Source organism: Helicobacter sp., from assembly GCF_022770205.1.
Taxonomy (GTDB): Bacteria; Campylobacterota; Campylobacteria; order Campylobacterales; family Helicobacteraceae; genus Helicobacter_D.
Genome location: NZ_JALEIK010000019.1, coordinates 152,500 through 170,015, shown reverse-complemented (window position 1 = coordinate 170,015; position 17,516 = coordinate 152,500). Strand labels below are relative to the sequence as shown.

The following is a 17,516-nucleotide window of genomic DNA, read 5'->3' as shown; positions in this document are numbered from 1 at the left end:
CCTTAGTTAAAGACTTCAAAAGGTGATGTGATCACCCGTTTTAAGATGTTAAAGGGGGAGAGGAGAATATCTTGGGTAGTTTGGGTTTGGATTTGTGGATAATCAAGCGTTCCATTGATTTTAAAGTTTGTAGAGATTGTGCCATCTTTGCCTAGCACAATGTAATTAACAAGGGGGATTTTATTGATGATTCCACTCAAAGCCTTAGCAGTGATTAACTCAGCATTAAAATCAATCATTTTGGATTCTAACTGAATGATTCCTTGTCCTTTAATGTCAATAGAAGAACCTTTGAAATGCAGTGTATCAATGGCTAGGAATTTATCATTTAATCCAAAATAAATACTTCCTTCTTCTAAATAATAACCCTCATTGTTAAATCCCGGAGGTTTTAAACTCAGTAAAGAAGGAATCGTATCAAGAAAAGCCATAAGGTTTTGCAATACATTAAGTTCATCAATAGAAGCGTTAAAAAGCTTCATTTCGCCGATAATGACACCTTTTTCATTGGTGTTTGCATTGATAAAAAAGCGTCCTTTGTTAAAAATTTTTCTACGCGCAATGGTGTTTAAGAATGTATCACCAAACTCTCTTGCATCAAGAGTAATAAAAATCCCGCGTTTATAAATATCAGCAGTCCCATTTTTATGTTTTAATGTGCCTTTAATCGTATCATCGTGGAGATTAAAAGTAAAAGAATCGCTTAAGATTGTATAATCTTTAAAGATGAGATTGGTGTTGCTGCCTTCAATAATTGTTGGAATTTTGGTGTTTTTAGGATTGGTGTTTGAGAGATTTTCATTGTTCAAGTTTAGGTTGATGTTTTTAAAACTTATTTTTTGTGTATTTTGCGTGTTTGTTAGACTAAAAACATCACTGGTTAATGTTAAGCCATTTGGGGTATAGGATAAGTCTATATGAAGTGTAGAAAGCGGTGTGTTATTGTTTTTGTGCATTAAAATATTTTGTGCGCTATTAATGGAAATTTTTGCTTGGTATTCTAAAAAATTTTGCGTATTTAGCTTGAGTGTTCCTTTAGTGATTTTGTAATCTTGTAGAATTTTAGAAAAGGGGACAAAGTGACTTAGATTTTCTATATCAATCGTGTAAGGAGCATTTAATGTAGCATTGAGTGCAAGGGTTGGCAGGGTTAGGAAAATAGCATTTTCATCTTTAAAATTTATGCTAAAGGGTAAAGAATGATTGGAGATTTGCAACACATCAGGTTCAACTAATATTAAAGAATGGATAAGTATATCGCCGCTAATATTTTTATTTTCTGTGTTGATAATGAAGTTGGAATCCCCTTGTAAAGTTTTTTGATAAATAATATTCTTAGATTTCACTTTTATGATATGGTTTTCCAATGTGATGTTTAAATCTTCAAATTTCAAAGGCACACCGCTTAGTGAAATTTCAGAATCTTTTGCTTTAAAAAATCCTTTAGCTTGGAGTGCGTGAGTGAATAAATCTAAATGCATAAAAAGTTTTGTTGTGATGTTTGCTTTTGGAGCTTTTAGGGGAAGGGTAATATTGTAGGCTTTTAAAACCTCTTGAATGTTGGAATCCAAAGGCGCAGTGGTGTTGAGATTGATTTCTAAGCTTGGTGCTTTGCTTGTAATATTCCTTATAGCAATTGTTGTGCCATCAGCTTGGTATTGCTTGTAAGTTGGGCTTTCTGGGTAAAATTCTAGAGCATTGTTTTGAAAAAGTAGTTTTACGGATTTTGCGTGTGCAGCTAGGAGATTGGGATGAAAGATTACTGCAGTATTTTTAGCAGTAGCTAGGACATATAAGGAATTAATGGAATCCTCTACAATATGTTTGCTACCTAGTGGAATTGTGATGGAAAAATCATTAATTTGCACATTTTCTACACTATAATTATCAAAAATCCACGCTTCTATAAGTTTGTTTTTAATCTCTGGGAGCAAAGGTTTTAGAAATTTAATATCACTAAAAACATTGCTAGAACCTTTGATATTAAGTGTTTTTAAATCGCTAAAGACATTTAAATCCAAATGCACATAGGAATAATGGCTTTCTTTATTGAGAAAATCTAAGCCGCCATTTAGCATTATTTCTTGGCGTTTTAAGTCATAGACGCCTTGTCCTTGATAATAGATTCCATAAGGTTTAAGATAAAAATCGTGGATTTGAATGAGCAGCTTAGAAGTGTCTTCTGTAAGATTGATTTTGACATAAAACTCTGGGAGATTGAGTGTAAAATTATCTCCGTCGTAAAATAAATTTGCTTGATAATCTTCAATATGGATGTTTTTTATGTTAATTTTTTCGAAATATTGTAAGAGAAAATGGATGTTTTTTGCAAAAGTAACTTGTGTGGAAATAGAATGTTGATTGCTAGAATCGTTGGTGTTGAACTGCTTTAAATGCAAAGATTGGATTTCTAAAATGAGTTTTTTATCTAATCTTAGATAGAATCCTTCAATCTGTGAGCCTGCTAGATTAAAGCGCTCTAATTTAATTCCTGTGTATAGAAAGGTATAAAGCGTGATAAATAAGCCTATAAAAAATGTAAAAAATAAAATAAGCTTAAGTATTCTAATAGATGGAATTTTTATTGTTTTAATCATTTTGTGCTTTTATTTGCAAACTCCAATGCAATCTAGTCGCGTTGTTTATATTCCAAAGGGCGGAACTAATGCAATTGTAACATATTTGCAAGCAAATAATTTTGACTTAACAGATGGAGATAAATATTTAGTGCGATTTTTTGGTTATCCCCAAAGTGGTTGGCTAGATATTGGGCGGGACATTTTAAGCAAAGGCGATTTTCTTTATAAACTTACAACTGCAAAGGCGGTATTAGAAGACATTACACTCATTCCAGGAGAAACACTGCATTTTTTTATTAAAGAGATTAGTGTAAAACTTGAATTAGATGAAAATGCTTTGCAATTAGCGTATAATAAATACGCTCCAATGCCCGATGGTGTGATTTTAGCAAATACTTATAAAGTCCCAAAAGGCATCAGTGCTTCCCATTTAATGTATTATCTTGTGAATACTTCACTCAATGAACACAGAAAACTAGCAATTAAATTTTTAGGAGAATATGATGCAAAGCAGTGGTTTAGATATGTGATTATTGCATCAATTATCCAAAAAGAATCTGCAAATGATGAAGAAATGCCCATTGTTTCAGCAGTCATTAGGAATCGCTTGGAAAGGAAAATGCGCTTACAGATGGATGGCTCTTTAAATTACGGCAAATATTCACACACAAAAATAACGCCTGAAATGATACGAAATGATACAAGCAGTTATAATACTTATCGCAACGATGGAATCCCAGAGGCACCTGTTGGAAGCGTTAGTTTTAAGGCGATTCAAGCGGCATTATTCCCAGCAAATGTAGATTATCTTTATTTTGTTAGGAATAAAAATGGACTGCATTCTTTTAGTAAGACTTACAATGAGCATCTTAACAATTTCTCAAAATAACAAAAAGAATCATCAAAAACTTTAAAAATAATATTAATTTAAGAAAAAATACTTAACAATAACCCTGACAAAAGTTAAAGAAAGTTTTGCTTTTTAAAAGCGACTTTCACAAGGGAATCCATTATGGAAAGAATAAAGAAAGTAGGAGTTATTGGCGCGGGTAATGTAGGTTCCACTTTAGCTTATATTTTGTCTGCTACAACTCCTTATGAGATAGTTTTACAAGATAAAGATAAAAACAGAGCAAGAGGAATGTTGCTTGATATGTTTCAAGCTTCTTGTGTGGGACCAAAATTTACAAAACTTGGCGTGATTGCTTCACCTAAAGATTTGCGTGGTTGTGATGTAATTGTTATTGCGGCGGGTTCTCCTAGATTGCCCGGGATGAGTCGCGATGATTTGTTATTAGCAAATGCAAAAGTCATTACTGAAATTGCAAAAGATATTAAAGAGAACTCTCCAGATGCTATTGTTGTGCTTGTAACAAATCCCCTTGATGCTATGGTTTATACTGCTTTGAAAGAAACAGGATTTAATCCCAAGCAGATTTTAGGAATGGCTGGGATATTAGATAGCGCAAGAATGGCAAGTTTTATTTATGAAAAATTGCGATGTGCCCCAGGGCAAATTATGTCTCCGGTAATGGGAGGGCATGGCGATGATATGGTGCCCCTTGCGCGGTTTTGTATGGTAAATGGTGTTCCTTTAGCTGAGCTATTAAGCCAAGAAGAAATTGATGAAGTAGTAGAGCGCACAAGAAATGCGGGGGTTGAAATTGTTAATTGTCTTAAAAAAGGCTCTGCCTATTTTGCTCCTGCTAAAGCAACTGCTGAAATGGTTATTGCAATTATGAGTGATAGCCATAAGATTCTTCCCTGTTCTGTTTTATTGCAAGGTGAGTATGGATACTATGATGTTGTAGGTGGTGTGCCAGTTGAACTAGGAATTCACGGAATAGAACGCATTGTGGAATTAAAACTCAATGCAGAAGAAAAAGCGCAATTTGATAAATCTATACAATCTGTAAAAAGCTTAATTGATACATTAAAACAAGAATATTTTTAGTGGATTTCAAGGAGGCTTAGCATAAGAAAATTTGTCAGTGGCGGCAAGTAATTTAGGTGAAATAAAATTAAATTTAGGAGTTTAAAATGGGATTATTAAAAGCCCCAGATAATACGCCCGTTTGGGTAAATGAAAATCGTTGTAAAGCTTGTGATTTATGTGTGTCTGTTTGTCCAACAGGAACACTTGCTATGCGTTTAGATGAACATATGGTGTTAGGAAAAATCGTTAAAATTATCCATCCAGAGAGTTGCATTGGATGTCAAGAATGCGAATTGCATTGTCCGGATTTTGCAATTTCTGTTGCAGATAGAAAGGAATTTAAATTTGCAAAAATAACAGAGGAAGCAAAGCAAAGAGCAGAGGCAATCAAAGCTAATGGCTATATGGCTATGTGAGGAGTATGTGTGAGTAGAGAATTGATTTCAAGCGGAAATGAACTCGTTGCACACGCCGCAATTGATGTTGGCTGTAGATTTTTTGGTGGATATCCAATTACCCCTTCTAGTGAAGTTGCACACGAGATGAGTGTGATGTTGCCACAAGAGAATGGCTCGTTTATACAAATGGAAGATGAAATTGGTGGAATCTCTGTGGCGCTTGGTGCTTCTATGAGTGGCGTAAAGGCAATGACGGCAACTTCAGGACCTGGAATTTCTTTGAAGGCGGAGCAAATTGGACTTAGTTTTATGGCAGAGATTCCTTTAGTGATTGTTAATGTTATGCGTGGTGGTCCATCAACTGGTCTTCCAACGCGTGTTGCGCAAGGCGATATTGCGCAAGCTGCAAACCCAACACACGGAGATTTTCAATCTATTGCATTGTGTCCTGGGAGCTTAGAGGAGGCATATACAGAAACAGTGCGTGCCTTTAATTTGGCAGAAAAGTTTATGACGCCTGTATTTTTGCTCCTTGATGAAACGCTAGGGCATATGCACGGAAAGGCAGTTGTTCCAGAGCTTGGCGAGATTCAAAAATCCATCATCAATCGCAGGGAATACACAGGGGATAAAAACTCTTATAAGCCTTATGGTGTCGCAGAAGATGAATCAGCGATTTTAAATCCATTCTTTAAAGGGTATCGTTATCATATTACAGGATTGCACCACGGACCAACAGGTTTCCCGACAGAAGATGCAGTGTTATCACAAAAGTTAATTGATAGATTATTTAATAAAATTCTAAGTAAAAAAAGTGAGATTGTTACTTATGAGGAATATAAGCTTGATGATGCAGAGATTCTGCTTATCGCTTATGGTTCAACTTCAAGGAGCGCAAAAGAAGCAGTGGATAGATTAAGAGAGGAAGGTAAAAAAGTGGGATTATTTAGACCCATCACACTTTGGCCATCTCCTAAGGAAGAATTAGTAGCACTTGGTAAGCGTTTTGATAAAATTTTGGTTGCTGAGCTGAATAAAGGGCAGTATGCTAAGGAAGTAGAGCATAGTATGAAAAAAGAGATTGCGTTGCTAGCAAAAGCAAATGGGCGTCCATTATCTCCGCTTGAAATCATCAATAAAATTAAGGAGTTATAAGATGGCATTTAATTATGATGAATATTTAAGAGTGGATAAAATGCCTACACTTTGGTGTTGGGGCTGTGGTGATGGTGTCATCTTAAAGTCAATTGTGCGCGCTATTGATAAACTTGGTTGGAATATGGATGATATTTGTTTGGTTAGTGGAATTGGTTGTAGTGGGCGCGTTTCTTCTTACGTGAATTGTAACACAGTGCATACGACACACGGGCGCACACTTGCTTATGCAACAGGAATCAAACTTGCAAATCCAACAAAAAAAGTCATTGTTGTTGGTGGTGATGGTGATGGTTTGGCAATTGGTGGAAACCATACAATCCACGCCTGTAGAAGGAACATTGATATTAACTATGTGTTAATTAATAACTTTATCTATGGACTTACAAACTCCCAAACATCTCCAACAACACCAAAAGGAATGTGGACGGTAACTGCACAATATGGCAATGTAGATCCAGAATTTGATCCTTGTAGCCTAGCAATTGCTGCTGGGTCAAGCTTTGTGGCGCGTGAGTCTGTGCTTGAGCCTAAGAAGCTTGAAAAAGTTTTAGTAGAAGGTTTTGCGCACGAGGGCTTTGCATTTTTTGATGTTTTTAGTAACTGCCACGTAAATCTAGGTAGGAAAAATAAAATGGGTGAAGCGGTGGATAATTTGAAATGGATTGATAGTCGTATTCTTTCTAAGAAAAAATATGATGAATTGAGCGATGAAGAAAAGAGAGGAAAATATCCAGCAGGTATTTTACACCACGATACTGATAAAATTGAGTATTGCAAAGCTTACAAACAAGTGCAAGAAAAAGCGCAAGCTAAAAAAAGGGGGGCAAAATGAGAAGGCAGCTCCGCTTTACAGGTGTAGGTGGGCAGGGGGTTTTATTGGCTGGAGAGATTCTAGCTGAAGCGCAAATTAGGGCTGGTGGATATGGTGTAAAGGCTGCAACTTATACTTCGCAAGTGCGAGGAGGTCCGACAAAAGTAGATATTTTGTTGGATAATGAAGAAATTTTATATCCCTATGCTAATGAAGGGGCGGTAGAATATATGTTATCTACTGCACAAATGAGTTATAATCAATTTAAAGAGGGGCTAAAAGAGGGGGCGATCATTGTGGTGGAGCCAAACCTTGTAACGCCAAGTGATGCGGATAAAGAGAGGTTTAAGATTTATCCGATTCCAATTATTAGTATTGCAAAAAATGAAGTGGGGAATGTGGTAACACAATCTGTGGTTGCTTTAGCGGTAACTGTTGCTTTAACACAATGCGTAGAAAGAGAATTGGTGTTTGAAACAATGATTAGTAAAGTGCCAGCAAAGGTGGTAGAGCTTAACAAAAAAGCCTTTGAACTTGGGGAAAAATACGCCAAACAAGCCTTAGGTTAATAGTGGCTTCAAAAAAAGATTCCAACTTTTACCCTAGCTTTTAAAGGCTTGGGTTTTCTCTGCTCCGATAGACTCTCTTAAATTTAACTCAGTTTATTCTATAAGTTTTCTAAGTTTTTAAATAGAAATCATAAAAGCAAATTTGCTAAGATTTCACATAAAATTGACGGCTAATGATTAGTCAAATTAAGAAGGGTAAAAATCAATGTCAGAAAAAAAGAATAAACAAATACTGGAAAATATCTTAAATGAAAATTTGCTAGGCTTAACAAAGGACGCTCTTGTAAGTAGAATGTTAGAGCAAGAAGTTGCTGGACAAAGAGTGTTTTATGTGTGGCTTAAGCAAAATGGCTTTAAGGATATAAAGCCTGAAAATATGGACAAGAATCAAAGCGATGGAATTATTGGTAATGCTATTATTGAGTGTAAGCTTGATGAGAGTGAGGGCGGAGGTGTTAAAAAAGCTTATGGGGAGCTTATTCCTACAAGACTAAAACAAAAGGGAGAAAAAATCCCATATTATCGCATTTATGTGGAATTGAAAACATTTTTAGTTGAAGTGTATGATTGTCATTGCAATCTTGTGAAAAAAATTGGGTATAAAAATCCAAAGGCGTTTAAAGCATTTTTTAACGACACAAAAGAGACTTATGAATATGATTTAATGGATAGTGATGTGGATTTGGTAGAAGTTATCCAAAATATTTATAAGGTTTTTAATATTAAAGAAAAGATTGAAGCGTAGCAAAATTAGAGCAGGGTATTATTGGATGGTTTAAGCCTTTTGATTATAAAAATACAGATATAAATCGCCTAATCTTAAATAATGATAGAATGAATGAAAAATATGTTCAAAAAATGCAAGGAGCGTTTTTTACCCTGCCACAATATGTAAAAATTTCAACACAATATGTTTTAAATGCTATAGAGCAAAGCAAAAAAGATGGATATGATGATTATGTGATTATTGATAGATGTGTGGGGGTGGGGAATTTGCAAAGCCAGTTTGATAAAAATGTGTATTCTCATATGATTTTAGGAACGATTAATGAAGCGGAAGCTTTAACGGCAAATATCCGCTTTATGGATATGGCTGAAGTTAAAGTGATAGATAGTCTTTCAAAAAGTGGAGTTGCATTTTATCAAAAAGCAATCGCTGATTATAAGAAAAAACATAAGGTGAAAAAATTAGCCGTGATTTTCCTAGAAAATCCACCTTACGCACAAACAAATTCAAACAAAGAGGGCGGTATTAACTCAAAATATCAAAAAGCTTGGGTGCATACACAAATGCAAAAAGGTGGCGAGGATTTAGATGAACAATTTTGCTTTTCTGCTTTTGAGTTTTATAAGCCTTATGCATATATCCATTATGGTCCTATTAAAATTTGGAAATCAAGAGATTTGATTAATAAAGAGGTTGCTGAGTGCTATTTGTGTAATAGAAAATATTTTAATGCTAGTGAAAGTGCTATTGCTCTTATTAGTTGGCGAAATGAGGATAAGTTTTATGAAAAATTGCATTTTAAAAACGATATAGATGATGATTTTATCGTTAAAAAGGTGCATAGCACGATTTCAAGTTTATACGAAGATGATGGAGAGGAAAATGGCATTTGCGTGATAGAAGCTAGAAATTTTTCTTTTGCCTCCCCTCGCCTTACAGGGAGTCTTAACTCAAATGCAAAGTATGGCAAAAAATGGATAAGTGAGGAAAATTTGCTTAAAGTGATTCCGCTCTTTTGTGCAGCAAGAGATGAAGTTAGTGAAAATGGTTATATTAGAGATGGTTTTAAGGATTATCGTATTATAGATACGACTTATAAAAGTGGTGATGGTGGTATTGCATATCAAAATGATTGGGAGTTTTTGCAAGATTGTTTATTGTATGCGCTTTGCACGCAAAAAAATAATTGCGATATGAATTCTAAATTTTGGGAAGTTGCTAATAATTTGCTAGATAGCAAAAGAAAAGAGAGTGAGATTTATAGGATTTATCAATGGCTTTGTAATGAAACTCAATTAAAAGGCTTAAAGAGCATAGAAAAATACAAGAAAATGAATATGGTAAATTGTGGAAAGAGCATAATCTTTATCCAAAAATAGTGGATTTAAAAGTTAAACTTAGAGTTTTGCATTCCAATAAAATACGTCCTAAAATGTTAAAATATGAAATTTTAAAATAGGCAGTTTAAGTTAATTTAACTTGTTGTCTAAACATTCCAAAAACTATTCCTAAAATCAAAACAAGATTTGCAAAGGCTAATCCGCTAAAAAAGGCTAGAGTATCAAAAAGTTCGTGGCGGATTAAAATTAGGATTCCAACAATTAAGATTCCATAAGTTAAAAGACGCAAAGGGAGAAAGAATATTTTAGCCCCTGTTTTTACATTAATTGCACTAAAGTTATCTAAAAATTTGCGCTTTTTTAGCGGAATTTCTTGTGTGTTTTGTTGGTAGTGTTGGGGACTTTTTTGACTTTTTTGTGGGAAGAGATTTTTAGTAAGAGACGCAAAAAAACTATGCCTTTTTTTAGAATCCATCGTTTTTGTCGTTTTATTGGTATTTTCTTTGGGCTTTATATTTGCTAAAGAAAGGGATTGTGTGTTTGTAAGATTACAATTCCAGGATTCACTTTGCAAAGCATTGGAATCCATTTTGGATTCCATAAAAAACTCTTCTTGCTCTTCTTCTTGTTTTTCTTGCTTGCTTTTATAAGTTTCTGCTAGGGCTTCTAGCTCTTCTTTAGAAGCTCCGTTAATAAGCTTTAAAATCTTTTGCTTTTGTGTGTAGAAAACGCCTAAAACAATAATCAAAAAAGACAAAAACGCAAACATAAAATTAAGCGTGAAAACATTGCCAAAAGTTAGCCAAACACAGCAAAGAATCACAAAAAGAAGAACGAAAAAAATCTTAGTCTTTTTCATCGTATTTGCAATGGGCGTATTTAGGGTCGTCTGCTAGGGCGTCTAATTCCTTCTTTTGTCGTTTATAAGCCTTATACACATTTAAAATCGCCGCACATATTCCCCACGCAACGCCTAGCCAAAAGAGCCAACGCACATTAAAAAGGGATTCCAATGCGTAGCCAATTCCAATCCCAATAAGCACAGCAAGCACCATTGAGATTCCAAGCGTGGCGTTAGAATAGGCAAGCACAGCTTCCTTGTATTTTGGCGTGTTTTGCGATTCCAAATTTGTGTGATTTTTAGATTCCATCTTATGCTCTGCTGATTTCTTGTAGCACAATTTGCGCCTTTTGCAGCACTTCATCAATCATTTTAGAATCCATTGTGGCGCAAATAAAGCCAGATTCAAATTGCGAAGGGGCGAAATACACTCCAGAATTTAACATTCCTTGATGGAAAGCTGCATACATTTTTACATCACTCTTTAGCGCGTCTTGGAAGTTTTTCACAGGATTTGCGTTAAAAAAGAATCCAAACATACTCCCACGCACGCAAGTTTGTAAGGGGATTTTAAGGGAAGCGCAAATATCTTTTAAGCCATTTGTAAGCTTCAAGGCTAAGGATTCTAAATGCTCATAAATCTTAGGATTTGCGCGTAATTTTTGAAAAGCCACAAGCCCAGCAGCCATCGCTACGGGGTTTCCGCTAAGTGTGCCTGCTTGATACACGCCACCACTAGGTGATAGCAAGTCCATAATTTCCGCACTTCCACCAAAAGCACCAACAGGCATCCCCCCACCAATAACCTTACCAAAGGTGGTTAAATCCCCGTGCACCTTGTAAAACCCCTGCGAACCACTAAGTGACGCCCTAAAACCGCTCATCACCTCATCTATGATTAAAAGGATTCCGTGTTTATCACAGAGTTTTCTTAAGCCTTCTAAAAACTCCATTTCACAAGGCACAAGCCCCATATTCCCAGCAATAGGCTCTAAAATCACACAAGCCACACCGCTACCTTTTTCTTTGCTTAAAGTAACGCAAGATTCCACGCTTGCTAAATCATTATAAGTTGCTACAAGCGTGTGCTTTGTAAAATCGCTTGGAACGCCTAGTGAGCTAGGGTTTCCAAAGGTTGCAAGCCCACTTCCAGCAGAGACTAAAAGCGCATCGCTATGCCCGTGGTAGCAACCTTCAAATTTAATAATATCCTCTCTTTTTGTATAAGCCCTAGCAAGCCTAATTGCGCTCATCGTGGCTTCTGTGCCACTTGAGACGAAGCGGATTTTTTCAATCCCTTCCATTATACTAATGACTTCCTTAGCAAGGGCGGTTTCTAGGGGCGTTGGTGCACCAAAAGACAAGCCCTTTTTAGCAGTTTCTATAACGGCGTCTTCAATGTCTTTATCGCAATGCCCAAAAATTAGGGGTCCCCAGCTTTGCACAAAGTCAATGTAAGCATTATTATCCACATCAACTAAATATGCTCCCTTAGCGTGCGCAATAAAAGGCGGTGTGCCTCCTACGCTTTTAAAAGCGCGCACAGGGGAATTGACACCGCCAGCGATGACTTGTTTTGCAGCATTAAAGTCATTAATGCTATTTAAAAATTCTAAAGATTCCATTTTTAAGCCTTATTTAATTTTATGCGCAACAAATTTTGAGAGATTATCTAAAATTTCCCCGCCTTTACGGAATCCTAACGCACACGCTTCATACGCATAAAACACATTGGGTTGATAAAACATGCCATTATGGCTATTTTGCAGGGCGAATTCTTGGTAAATTTCAGGGTAGTTTCCATAATCTCCACTTTGAGTGTAGATGGGATTACCCTGTGCATCAAGGATACTCACACTCTCTCCCTCTCTGCCAAAGGCGTGTTTTTTAACCTGCTTTTTACCTAAAGGTTCATAGGAAGCTTCAAGCAACAAGGGGTGATTTGGGAATAAATCCCAAAGGATTTTAAGCATTCTTTTGCTTTGGAATAAAAGCGTGTAAGCAGGATTTAGAAAAATTGTGTTTTTATTTGCAATCATTGTATTAATAAGTTGTGCAAGTTCGGGTTCATCAATAGCGATACTCTCCCAAGGGATTAGCTTAAACCAAAATTCATAAGTTTCCCCATTAAAGCTTAAGCCGTTATTTTCATCTAAATGCGCTTCGTGGGCGTAGCAAAAGCCTGTGTTAAAGCCAGCCTCCCTTGCAATCACCTCTAAAAGCTTGGTAGTTCGCTCCTCCTCAACACTCCCTTCAATGCTAGAAAATAAAATCTTCCACCCTTCATAAATGCTTTGGAATTGCGAAATATCATCGCCTAGCGTAATCATTCTTTGAAAATTATCGCGGAGTGCTTCATAGAGATTATTAAATTGCAAGGATTCATTAAATCCATTTTTCTTAAGCAACGCCCATTGGATAATAGAGCTTTCATACACCATTGTTGGTGTATCTGCATTAAATTCTAAAAGCTTAATGGGATTCCCATCTAAACCCCCTGCAAAATCAAATCTCCCATATAAATGCCAATGCACTTCCTATTCCCAGCTTTGTTTAATGGTATCTATAAGATTAAAAGGAATCCCTAAATCAAAAAACAAATCCTTATCAATCACATATTGCCCCGCTTCTACATACATATCATAAAGTGTATTTGCCGCATCATAAAAGCTTTGTGCTTCTTGCTCACTAATCTCTACAATTTCATTACTGATATAAGAAGTTTCATCGCTATCTGTGTGCCAAGCAAGCCCTAGCTCTTCTAAGTCTGTGTTGCTTAAAGGTTGTGCGTTTAGAATTTGCATTGCTTAACCTCCGTAATTACTTGTTGCGCTATCTGTGCTACCGCTTGAGCGATTTTGTGTTGTTGCGTTGCTAGGAGAATAAAATCCGCTGCGTCCAGCATTAGCACCTGCATTTGAGCGGTTAAAAGAGTTTTGAGAGCGTTCGTAAGCTTGTGGAGTTTTATAGCTTGTGCGTTGTTGGTTTTGGAAGTTTTGGTTATTAAAAAGCTTGCTTCCAATCCAGCTTCCAAGAATTGCCCCAGCAGCACTTGCTAAAATCGTTTCACCTAGAGATAGTCCCCCACCTGTTGGGTTTGTAAGCTGTGAAGTGCCACTATCAATTTTTTTAGATTCCTCCACGATGATCCTATCAACTTCCTCTTGGCTTAAAATCCTTTCACCCCCATCTTTTTCGCGCAAAATCACACGCGTTTGCGCACTTGGAAATTCATCTAGGATTTTATAAGTCCCATCAGCTTGCTGTTCAATGGTAACTGTTGCGCCATTTCTTGTAGCTTCTCTAATTCCGCTATTCTGTGCATTTTGCTCATTTGTATTGCAACCAGTGATAAGCAAAATCGCAGTAAGCCCTAAGCCACTTTTGCTAAAAATGCCAGCAATCTTGGGGTCTGAGATTTTTTTTAAATATTTGTGCATTGCATTCTCCTATAAAATTTGCAAAAATTATATCTAAATATCAATAATCTTTGAGATAAGGATATTAAGAAGCATTAATTCCTTGGTATTTAAAATATGCCGCACAGGCTCCTTCACTGCTTACCATACAGCTCCCTAGCGGATTTTGGGGATTGCAAGCTTTGCCAAAGAGTTTGCAATCGTAGGGTTTTTTATTGCCTTTTAAAATTTCTCCGCATAAACAATGCTTATGCTCATCTTTTGCGATTCCTTTTAGGCAGTCTTTAAAAACAATGCTTGCATCATAATCTTGATAACTTTCTTTAAGGCGTAAAGAGGAGTAGGGAATTTCTCCTAATCCGCGCCAATGAAAATTATCCTCTAGGCAAAAGTATTTTTCAACAAGTTGCTGTGCTTTTATGTTTCCCTCTTTTGTAACACTGCGCGCATATTGTGTTTCTACCTTTGGAGTATTTTCTAAGACTTGTTTGAGTATGCTTAATAGGCTTTCTCCAACATCTAAAGGTTCAAAACCACACACAACAATTGGGATTTTAAACTCTTCTAATAAAGGTGCATAGATTTTAGAGCCTGTTATCACACTGACATGGGAGGGTGCTAAAAGCGCATTGATTTGACAATTCTTATTGCTTAAAATTGCTTGCAGTGGAGGTGGCACTAACACATGATTAATGTGCAACAAAACATTTTCTAATTTCTCATTGATGATGCGTTCTAGTAATGCAGCAGTCATTGGCGTAGTAGTTTCAAAACCAATAGCAAAATATACCACGCGTTTGCTGGGATTTTCTTTTGCGATTTTTAGCACATCTAAGGGGGAATAAACAAAACGCACATCAAGTCCATTTGCTCTTGCTTCCTGTAAGCTTCCATAACTTCCGGGCACTTTTATCATATCCCCTAGTGTGACTAAAATGACATTTTCTTGCCTAGCTAGATGGTAAGCGCAATCAATGCGATTTTTTGGCATTATGCACACAGGACAGCCGGGTCCGTGTACAAATTCAATGTTTTTTGGAAGTAAGGCAGGCAGAGCGTATTTCATAATTGTATGGGTGTGTCCGCCACACACTTCCATAATTTTCAAAGGTTTTTTTAAAGATTTGGCAAGTGCATTTATCGCTTTAAAAATGCGTTCAATACTTTTGCTGTCTCTATAAGTTGTAATATAGGGATTTTCTTGCATCAATTAACCTTTATGTTATAAAATAAAAAGAAAAATGTTAAGATTCTAGCTTGCATCACATCTCTTTTAAACCATAAATTTTAGCAAAATTATTAGGGTAAAAGCATTAAGGATTAAAACTTGGATAGAATTTTTGTTGCAAAAAAACCTCTTTTCATCACTTCAAATAGTTTTTTGAGCAAGTTAAAGCGTAAGTATGGTGTCAAAAAAGCAGGCTTTAGTGGAATCTTAGATCCCTTTGCTTGCGGTGCATTAATTGTTGCTTTTGGGCAATACACAAAACTTTTTCACTTTTTAGAAAAATCTCCAAAGGTTTATAAAGCTACGCTTTGGTTGGGGCTAGAGAGTGATTCATTGGATTTAGAAAATGTGCGCAGTGTGCAAGAGGTCGCACCTTTAGAGCCAGGAAAAGTCAAGGAAGTGTTGCAGAGTTTTTTAGGTGCAGTGCGTTTTACTCCGCCTAATTTTAGTGCGAAAAAAATTAATGGCAAAAAGGCTTATGTGCTTGCTAGAAATGGCGCAGTAGAAGAATTATACAAAGAGTTAAAAGAACAAACAATGCAAATTTTCTCATTAGAGTTTTTAAACTATGCACATCCTTTTATTAGCTTTAGAGTAAGTGTAAGTGAGGGGGCGTATATCCGTTCTCTTGGAGCATTAATTGCAAAAAAGCTTGGTTGCATTGGGGGGTTGAGTTTTTTAGAGAGGGAGAGTGAAGGGGGATTGCGTTTTGAGGGGGAGAAAATGTTAAATCCTTTAGAGATTCTACCTTTTTGTAAAATTGATTTGCGCGGGAATTCTAAGATGCGCACTTGCATTAGAGATGGCAAAAAATTTCATCCAAAAATCCTTAAAATTTCTGAAAATACAAAATATATAGTGCAATTTGAGGATTTTTTCTCTATAATTTCAAGCAACAATGAAAAAGTGCAATATTTAGCAAATAGGATTCCTTTATGTTGATACTATCCAGAAAAGAAAATGAAAGCATTACTATTGGAGATTCCATAAAAATTAAAGTCATTGGTATTGACAAAGGAAGTGTAAAGCTTGGTTTTGAAGCACCCCCTGAAATGCTAATTTTGCGCGAAGAACTAAAAATTGCCATTCAAGAGGAAAATAAAAAATCGTTACAATATGGCGAAGTTGCCCTCAATCAACTCTATCAGATTAAAAAGAAGGTGTAATGCCTCTTGGTTTAGACACACAATTAAAAGCTTGTTCTGTGTTGGTTAAATCGTATGCAAAAATTAATTTATTTTTAAAAATCATTGGAAAAACACAGATTAATAACATTTCTTATCATCTTTTGCAATCCCGTTTTATGCGCGTTTCATCACTCTTTGATACTTTGGGGTTTAACTTTAATGCAAAAGAATTTACTCTTATTGGTGATTTTGATTGTTCATTAGAGAAAAATACGATTTATAAGGCGTTTATTGCGCTTTTGCCTTATGTGAGCAAAACACAAGCAAAAGTATTAAATCGCACACAAATTGTTGTGCAAAAAAAGATTCCAAGCGGTGGGGGATTAGGTGGTGGAAGTTCTAATGCGGCGCGTTTTTTACAAGTTGTAAATCGTGAGTTAAATTTAGGGTTAAATCAAAAAATGTTAGCAGAAATTGGTGCAAAAGTTGGAAGCGATGTGCCGTTTTTTATGAGCGATTTAGAACTTGCTGATGTTGAGGGTAGGGGAGAAATTGTTACGCCTAGTGTGGAATCTAAATTCAATGTAGAAATCATTAATCCTAAGGTGCATAGCAGCACTGCGGAGGTTTTTAAAATGTATGCAAGGGAATTTTATCGCGCAGATGCGATTCCACAAATTAAGGCTGAATCGTGGCTACAAAAAAGCAATGCAGAGATTTTAAGCAATGATGCTTTTAGGAATAATGATTTATTAAAACCGCTCTTAAGCCTGCATCCAGAGTTGGAATCTTATTGTCAAAAGGGAGTGTTTTTAAGCGGGAGTGGAAGTTGTTTTTGGAGAAAATGTGAGCAAACAGAAAGTGGAATCGCACAAGAAAACACTAAAGATGCAAGCGATTCACTAAGGCAGAAGAATGAAAATTGTTGCAACAAATAAAAAAGCAACTTTTGATTTTTTCATTTTAGAAAAGTTTGAAGCTGGTATTGCATTGCAAGGAAGTGAAGTGAAGGCAATCCGCTTTGGAAAAGTTAATCTTAAAGATAGCTTTGTGAAAATTATCAATGGCGAAGCTTTTTTATTCCAAGCACACATCGCAACGCTTGCAACAACAAATTTGCATTATAAGCCTGATGAGAAGCGTCCGCGCAAGCTTTTGTTGCATAAAAAAGAGATTGATAAGCTTTTTGGTAAAAGTCAAGTTTCTGGAATGAGTATTGTTGCCTTAAAACTCTATTTTAACGTACGCAATAAGGCAAAGTTAGAAATTGCGCTTGCTAAGGGTAAAAATCTCCACGATAAGCGCGAGAGCTTAAAGGAAAAAATCCAAAAGCGAGAAATTGCGCAGACTTTAAAAGAAATGCAAAAATTTAGATAAGGAATC

18 protein-coding genes and 1 pseudogene are annotated in these 17,516 nt (G+C 36.0%); 12 read left to right on the top strand and 7 right to left on the bottom strand.

The features are described 5' to 3' along the window. Window positions 1-2: 2 nt before the first annotated feature. Entirely contained in the window at window positions 3-2,597 is a 2,595-nt protein-coding gene (locus MRZ19_RS04540; protein ID WP_291030781.1) for an AsmA-like C-terminal domain-containing protein, read from the bottom strand. Between the two features lie 25 nt (window positions 2,598-2,622). On the opposite strand from MRZ19_RS04540, the gene mltG reads away from it, so the two are divergent. The 8 genes from mltG to MRZ19_RS04500 all read left to right on the top strand — a co-directional run bounded on the left by mltG (window position 2,623) and on the right by MRZ19_RS04500 (window position 9,557). Beyond that, entirely contained in the window at window positions 2,623-3,468 is an 846-nt protein-coding gene (gene mltG / locus MRZ19_RS04535) for an endolytic transglycosylase MltG (protein ID WP_291030779.1), read from the top strand. Between the two features lie 123 nt (window positions 3,469-3,591). Beyond that, window positions 3,592-4,533, top strand: coding sequence for a malate dehydrogenase (locus tag MRZ19_RS04530; protein WP_291030777.1), 942 nt, complete (start codon window positions 3,592-3,594; stop codon window positions 4,531-4,533). Window positions 4,534-4,619: 86 nt separating this feature from the next. Further along, the gene (locus MRZ19_RS04525; protein WP_291030775.1) at window positions 4,620-4,931 is read left to right on the top strand and encodes a 4Fe-4S binding protein; all 312 of its coding nucleotides are present in this window, start codon (window positions 4,620-4,622) and stop codon (window positions 4,929-4,931) included. Between the two features lie 9 nt (window positions 4,932-4,940). Beyond that, the gene (locus MRZ19_RS04520; RefSeq protein WP_291030773.1) at window positions 4,941-6,068 is read left to right on the top strand and encodes a 2-oxoglutarate synthase subunit alpha; all 1,128 of its coding nucleotides are present in this window, start codon (window positions 4,941-4,943) and stop codon (window positions 6,066-6,068) included. A gap of 1 nt (window position 6,069) precedes the next feature. Further along, the gene (locus MRZ19_RS04515; protein ID WP_291030771.1) at window positions 6,070-6,903 is read left to right on the top strand and encodes a 2-oxoglutarate ferredoxin oxidoreductase subunit beta; all 834 of its coding nucleotides are present in this window, start codon (window positions 6,070-6,072) and stop codon (window positions 6,901-6,903) included. Beyond that, window positions 6,900-7,451 carry a 2-oxoacid:acceptor oxidoreductase family protein gene (locus tag MRZ19_RS04510; RefSeq protein WP_291030769.1) on the top strand — a complete coding sequence of 184 codons (552 nt, stop codon included), beginning with the start codon at window positions 6,900-6,902 and terminating at the stop codon, window positions 7,449-7,451. Before MRZ19_RS04515 ends, MRZ19_RS04510 begins: the two co-directional genes overlap by 4 nt. 205 nt (window positions 7,452-7,656) lie before the next feature. After that, entirely contained in the window at window positions 7,657-8,196 is a 540-nt protein-coding gene (locus tag MRZ19_RS04505) for a hypothetical protein (RefSeq protein WP_291030767.1), read from the top strand. Window positions 8,197-8,285: 89 nt separating this feature from the next. Next, complete coding sequence (locus tag MRZ19_RS04500; RefSeq protein ID WP_291030765.1) at window positions 8,286-9,557, top strand: hypothetical protein; 1,272 nt, start codon at window positions 8,286-8,288, stop codon at window positions 9,555-9,557. An 85-nt stretch (window positions 9,558-9,642) separates the two neighbouring features. Here MRZ19_RS04500 and MRZ19_RS04495 read toward each other — a convergent pair whose 3' ends face one another. From MRZ19_RS04495 to hypD, 6 genes and pseudogenes are all read right to left on the bottom strand, one after another. Next, a complete protein-coding gene (locus tag MRZ19_RS04495) occupies window positions 9,643-10,377 on the bottom strand; it encodes a hypothetical protein (RefSeq protein ID WP_291030763.1) in 735 nt (244 codons plus the stop codon). Continuing rightward, entirely contained in the window at window positions 10,364-10,669 is a 306-nt protein-coding gene (locus MRZ19_RS04490) for an AtpZ/AtpI family protein (protein ID WP_291030913.1), read from the bottom strand. The genes MRZ19_RS04495 and MRZ19_RS04490 overlap by 14 nt, the downstream gene beginning before the upstream one ends. A gap of 1 nt (window position 10,670) precedes the next feature. Then, window positions 10,671-11,984 (bottom strand): glutamate-1-semialdehyde 2,1-aminomutase, encoded by a 1,314-nt coding sequence (gene hemL, locus MRZ19_RS04485; protein WP_291030744.1) that lies wholly within the window; start codon window positions 11,982-11,984, stop codon window positions 10,671-10,673. A gap of 9 nt (window positions 11,985-11,993) precedes the next feature. Beyond that, a pseudogene (locus tag MRZ19_RS04480) lies at window positions 11,994-13,163 on the bottom strand (glutathionylspermidine synthase family protein). A 3-nt stretch (window positions 13,164-13,166) separates the two neighbouring features. Further along, entirely contained in the window at window positions 13,167-13,799 is a 633-nt protein-coding gene (locus tag MRZ19_RS04475; RefSeq protein ID WP_291030742.1) for a UPF0323 family lipoprotein, read from the bottom strand. 64 nt (window positions 13,800-13,863) lie between these two features. Further along, window positions 13,864-14,985, bottom strand: a complete 1,122-nt coding sequence (gene hypD, locus MRZ19_RS04470) for a hydrogenase formation protein HypD (RefSeq protein WP_291030741.1) — start codon at window positions 14,983-14,985, stop codon at window positions 13,864-13,866. Window positions 14,986-15,105: 120 nt separating this feature from the next. On the opposite strand from hypD, the gene truB reads away from it, so the two are divergent. The 4 genes from truB to smpB are packed head-to-tail and all read left to right on the top strand — an operon-like array spanning window position 15,106 to window position 17,510. Then, window positions 15,106-15,948, top strand: coding sequence for a tRNA pseudouridine(55) synthase TruB (gene truB / locus MRZ19_RS04465; RefSeq protein WP_291030739.1), 843 nt, complete (start codon window positions 15,106-15,108; stop codon window positions 15,946-15,948). After that, on the top strand, window positions 15,942-16,172 hold the full coding sequence (gene csrA / locus MRZ19_RS04460; protein WP_291030737.1) for a carbon storage regulator CsrA: 231 nt from the start codon (window positions 15,942-15,944) through the stop codon (window positions 16,170-16,172). Before truB ends, csrA begins: the two co-directional genes overlap by 7 nt. Beyond that, window positions 16,172-17,071 carry a 4-(cytidine 5'-diphospho)-2-C-methyl-D-erythritol kinase gene (locus tag MRZ19_RS04455; RefSeq protein ID WP_291030735.1) on the top strand — a complete coding sequence of 300 codons (900 nt, stop codon included), beginning with the start codon at window positions 16,172-16,174 and terminating at the stop codon, window positions 17,069-17,071. The genes csrA and MRZ19_RS04455 overlap by 1 nt, the downstream gene beginning before the upstream one ends. Further along, window positions 17,049-17,510: an SsrA-binding protein SmpB gene (smpB, locus tag MRZ19_RS04450; RefSeq protein ID WP_291030733.1), complete on the top strand. Its 462-nt coding sequence runs from the start codon at window positions 17,049-17,051 to the stop codon at window positions 17,508-17,510. Before MRZ19_RS04455 ends, smpB begins: the two co-directional genes overlap by 23 nt. Window positions 17,511-17,516 lie beyond the last annotated feature (6 nt).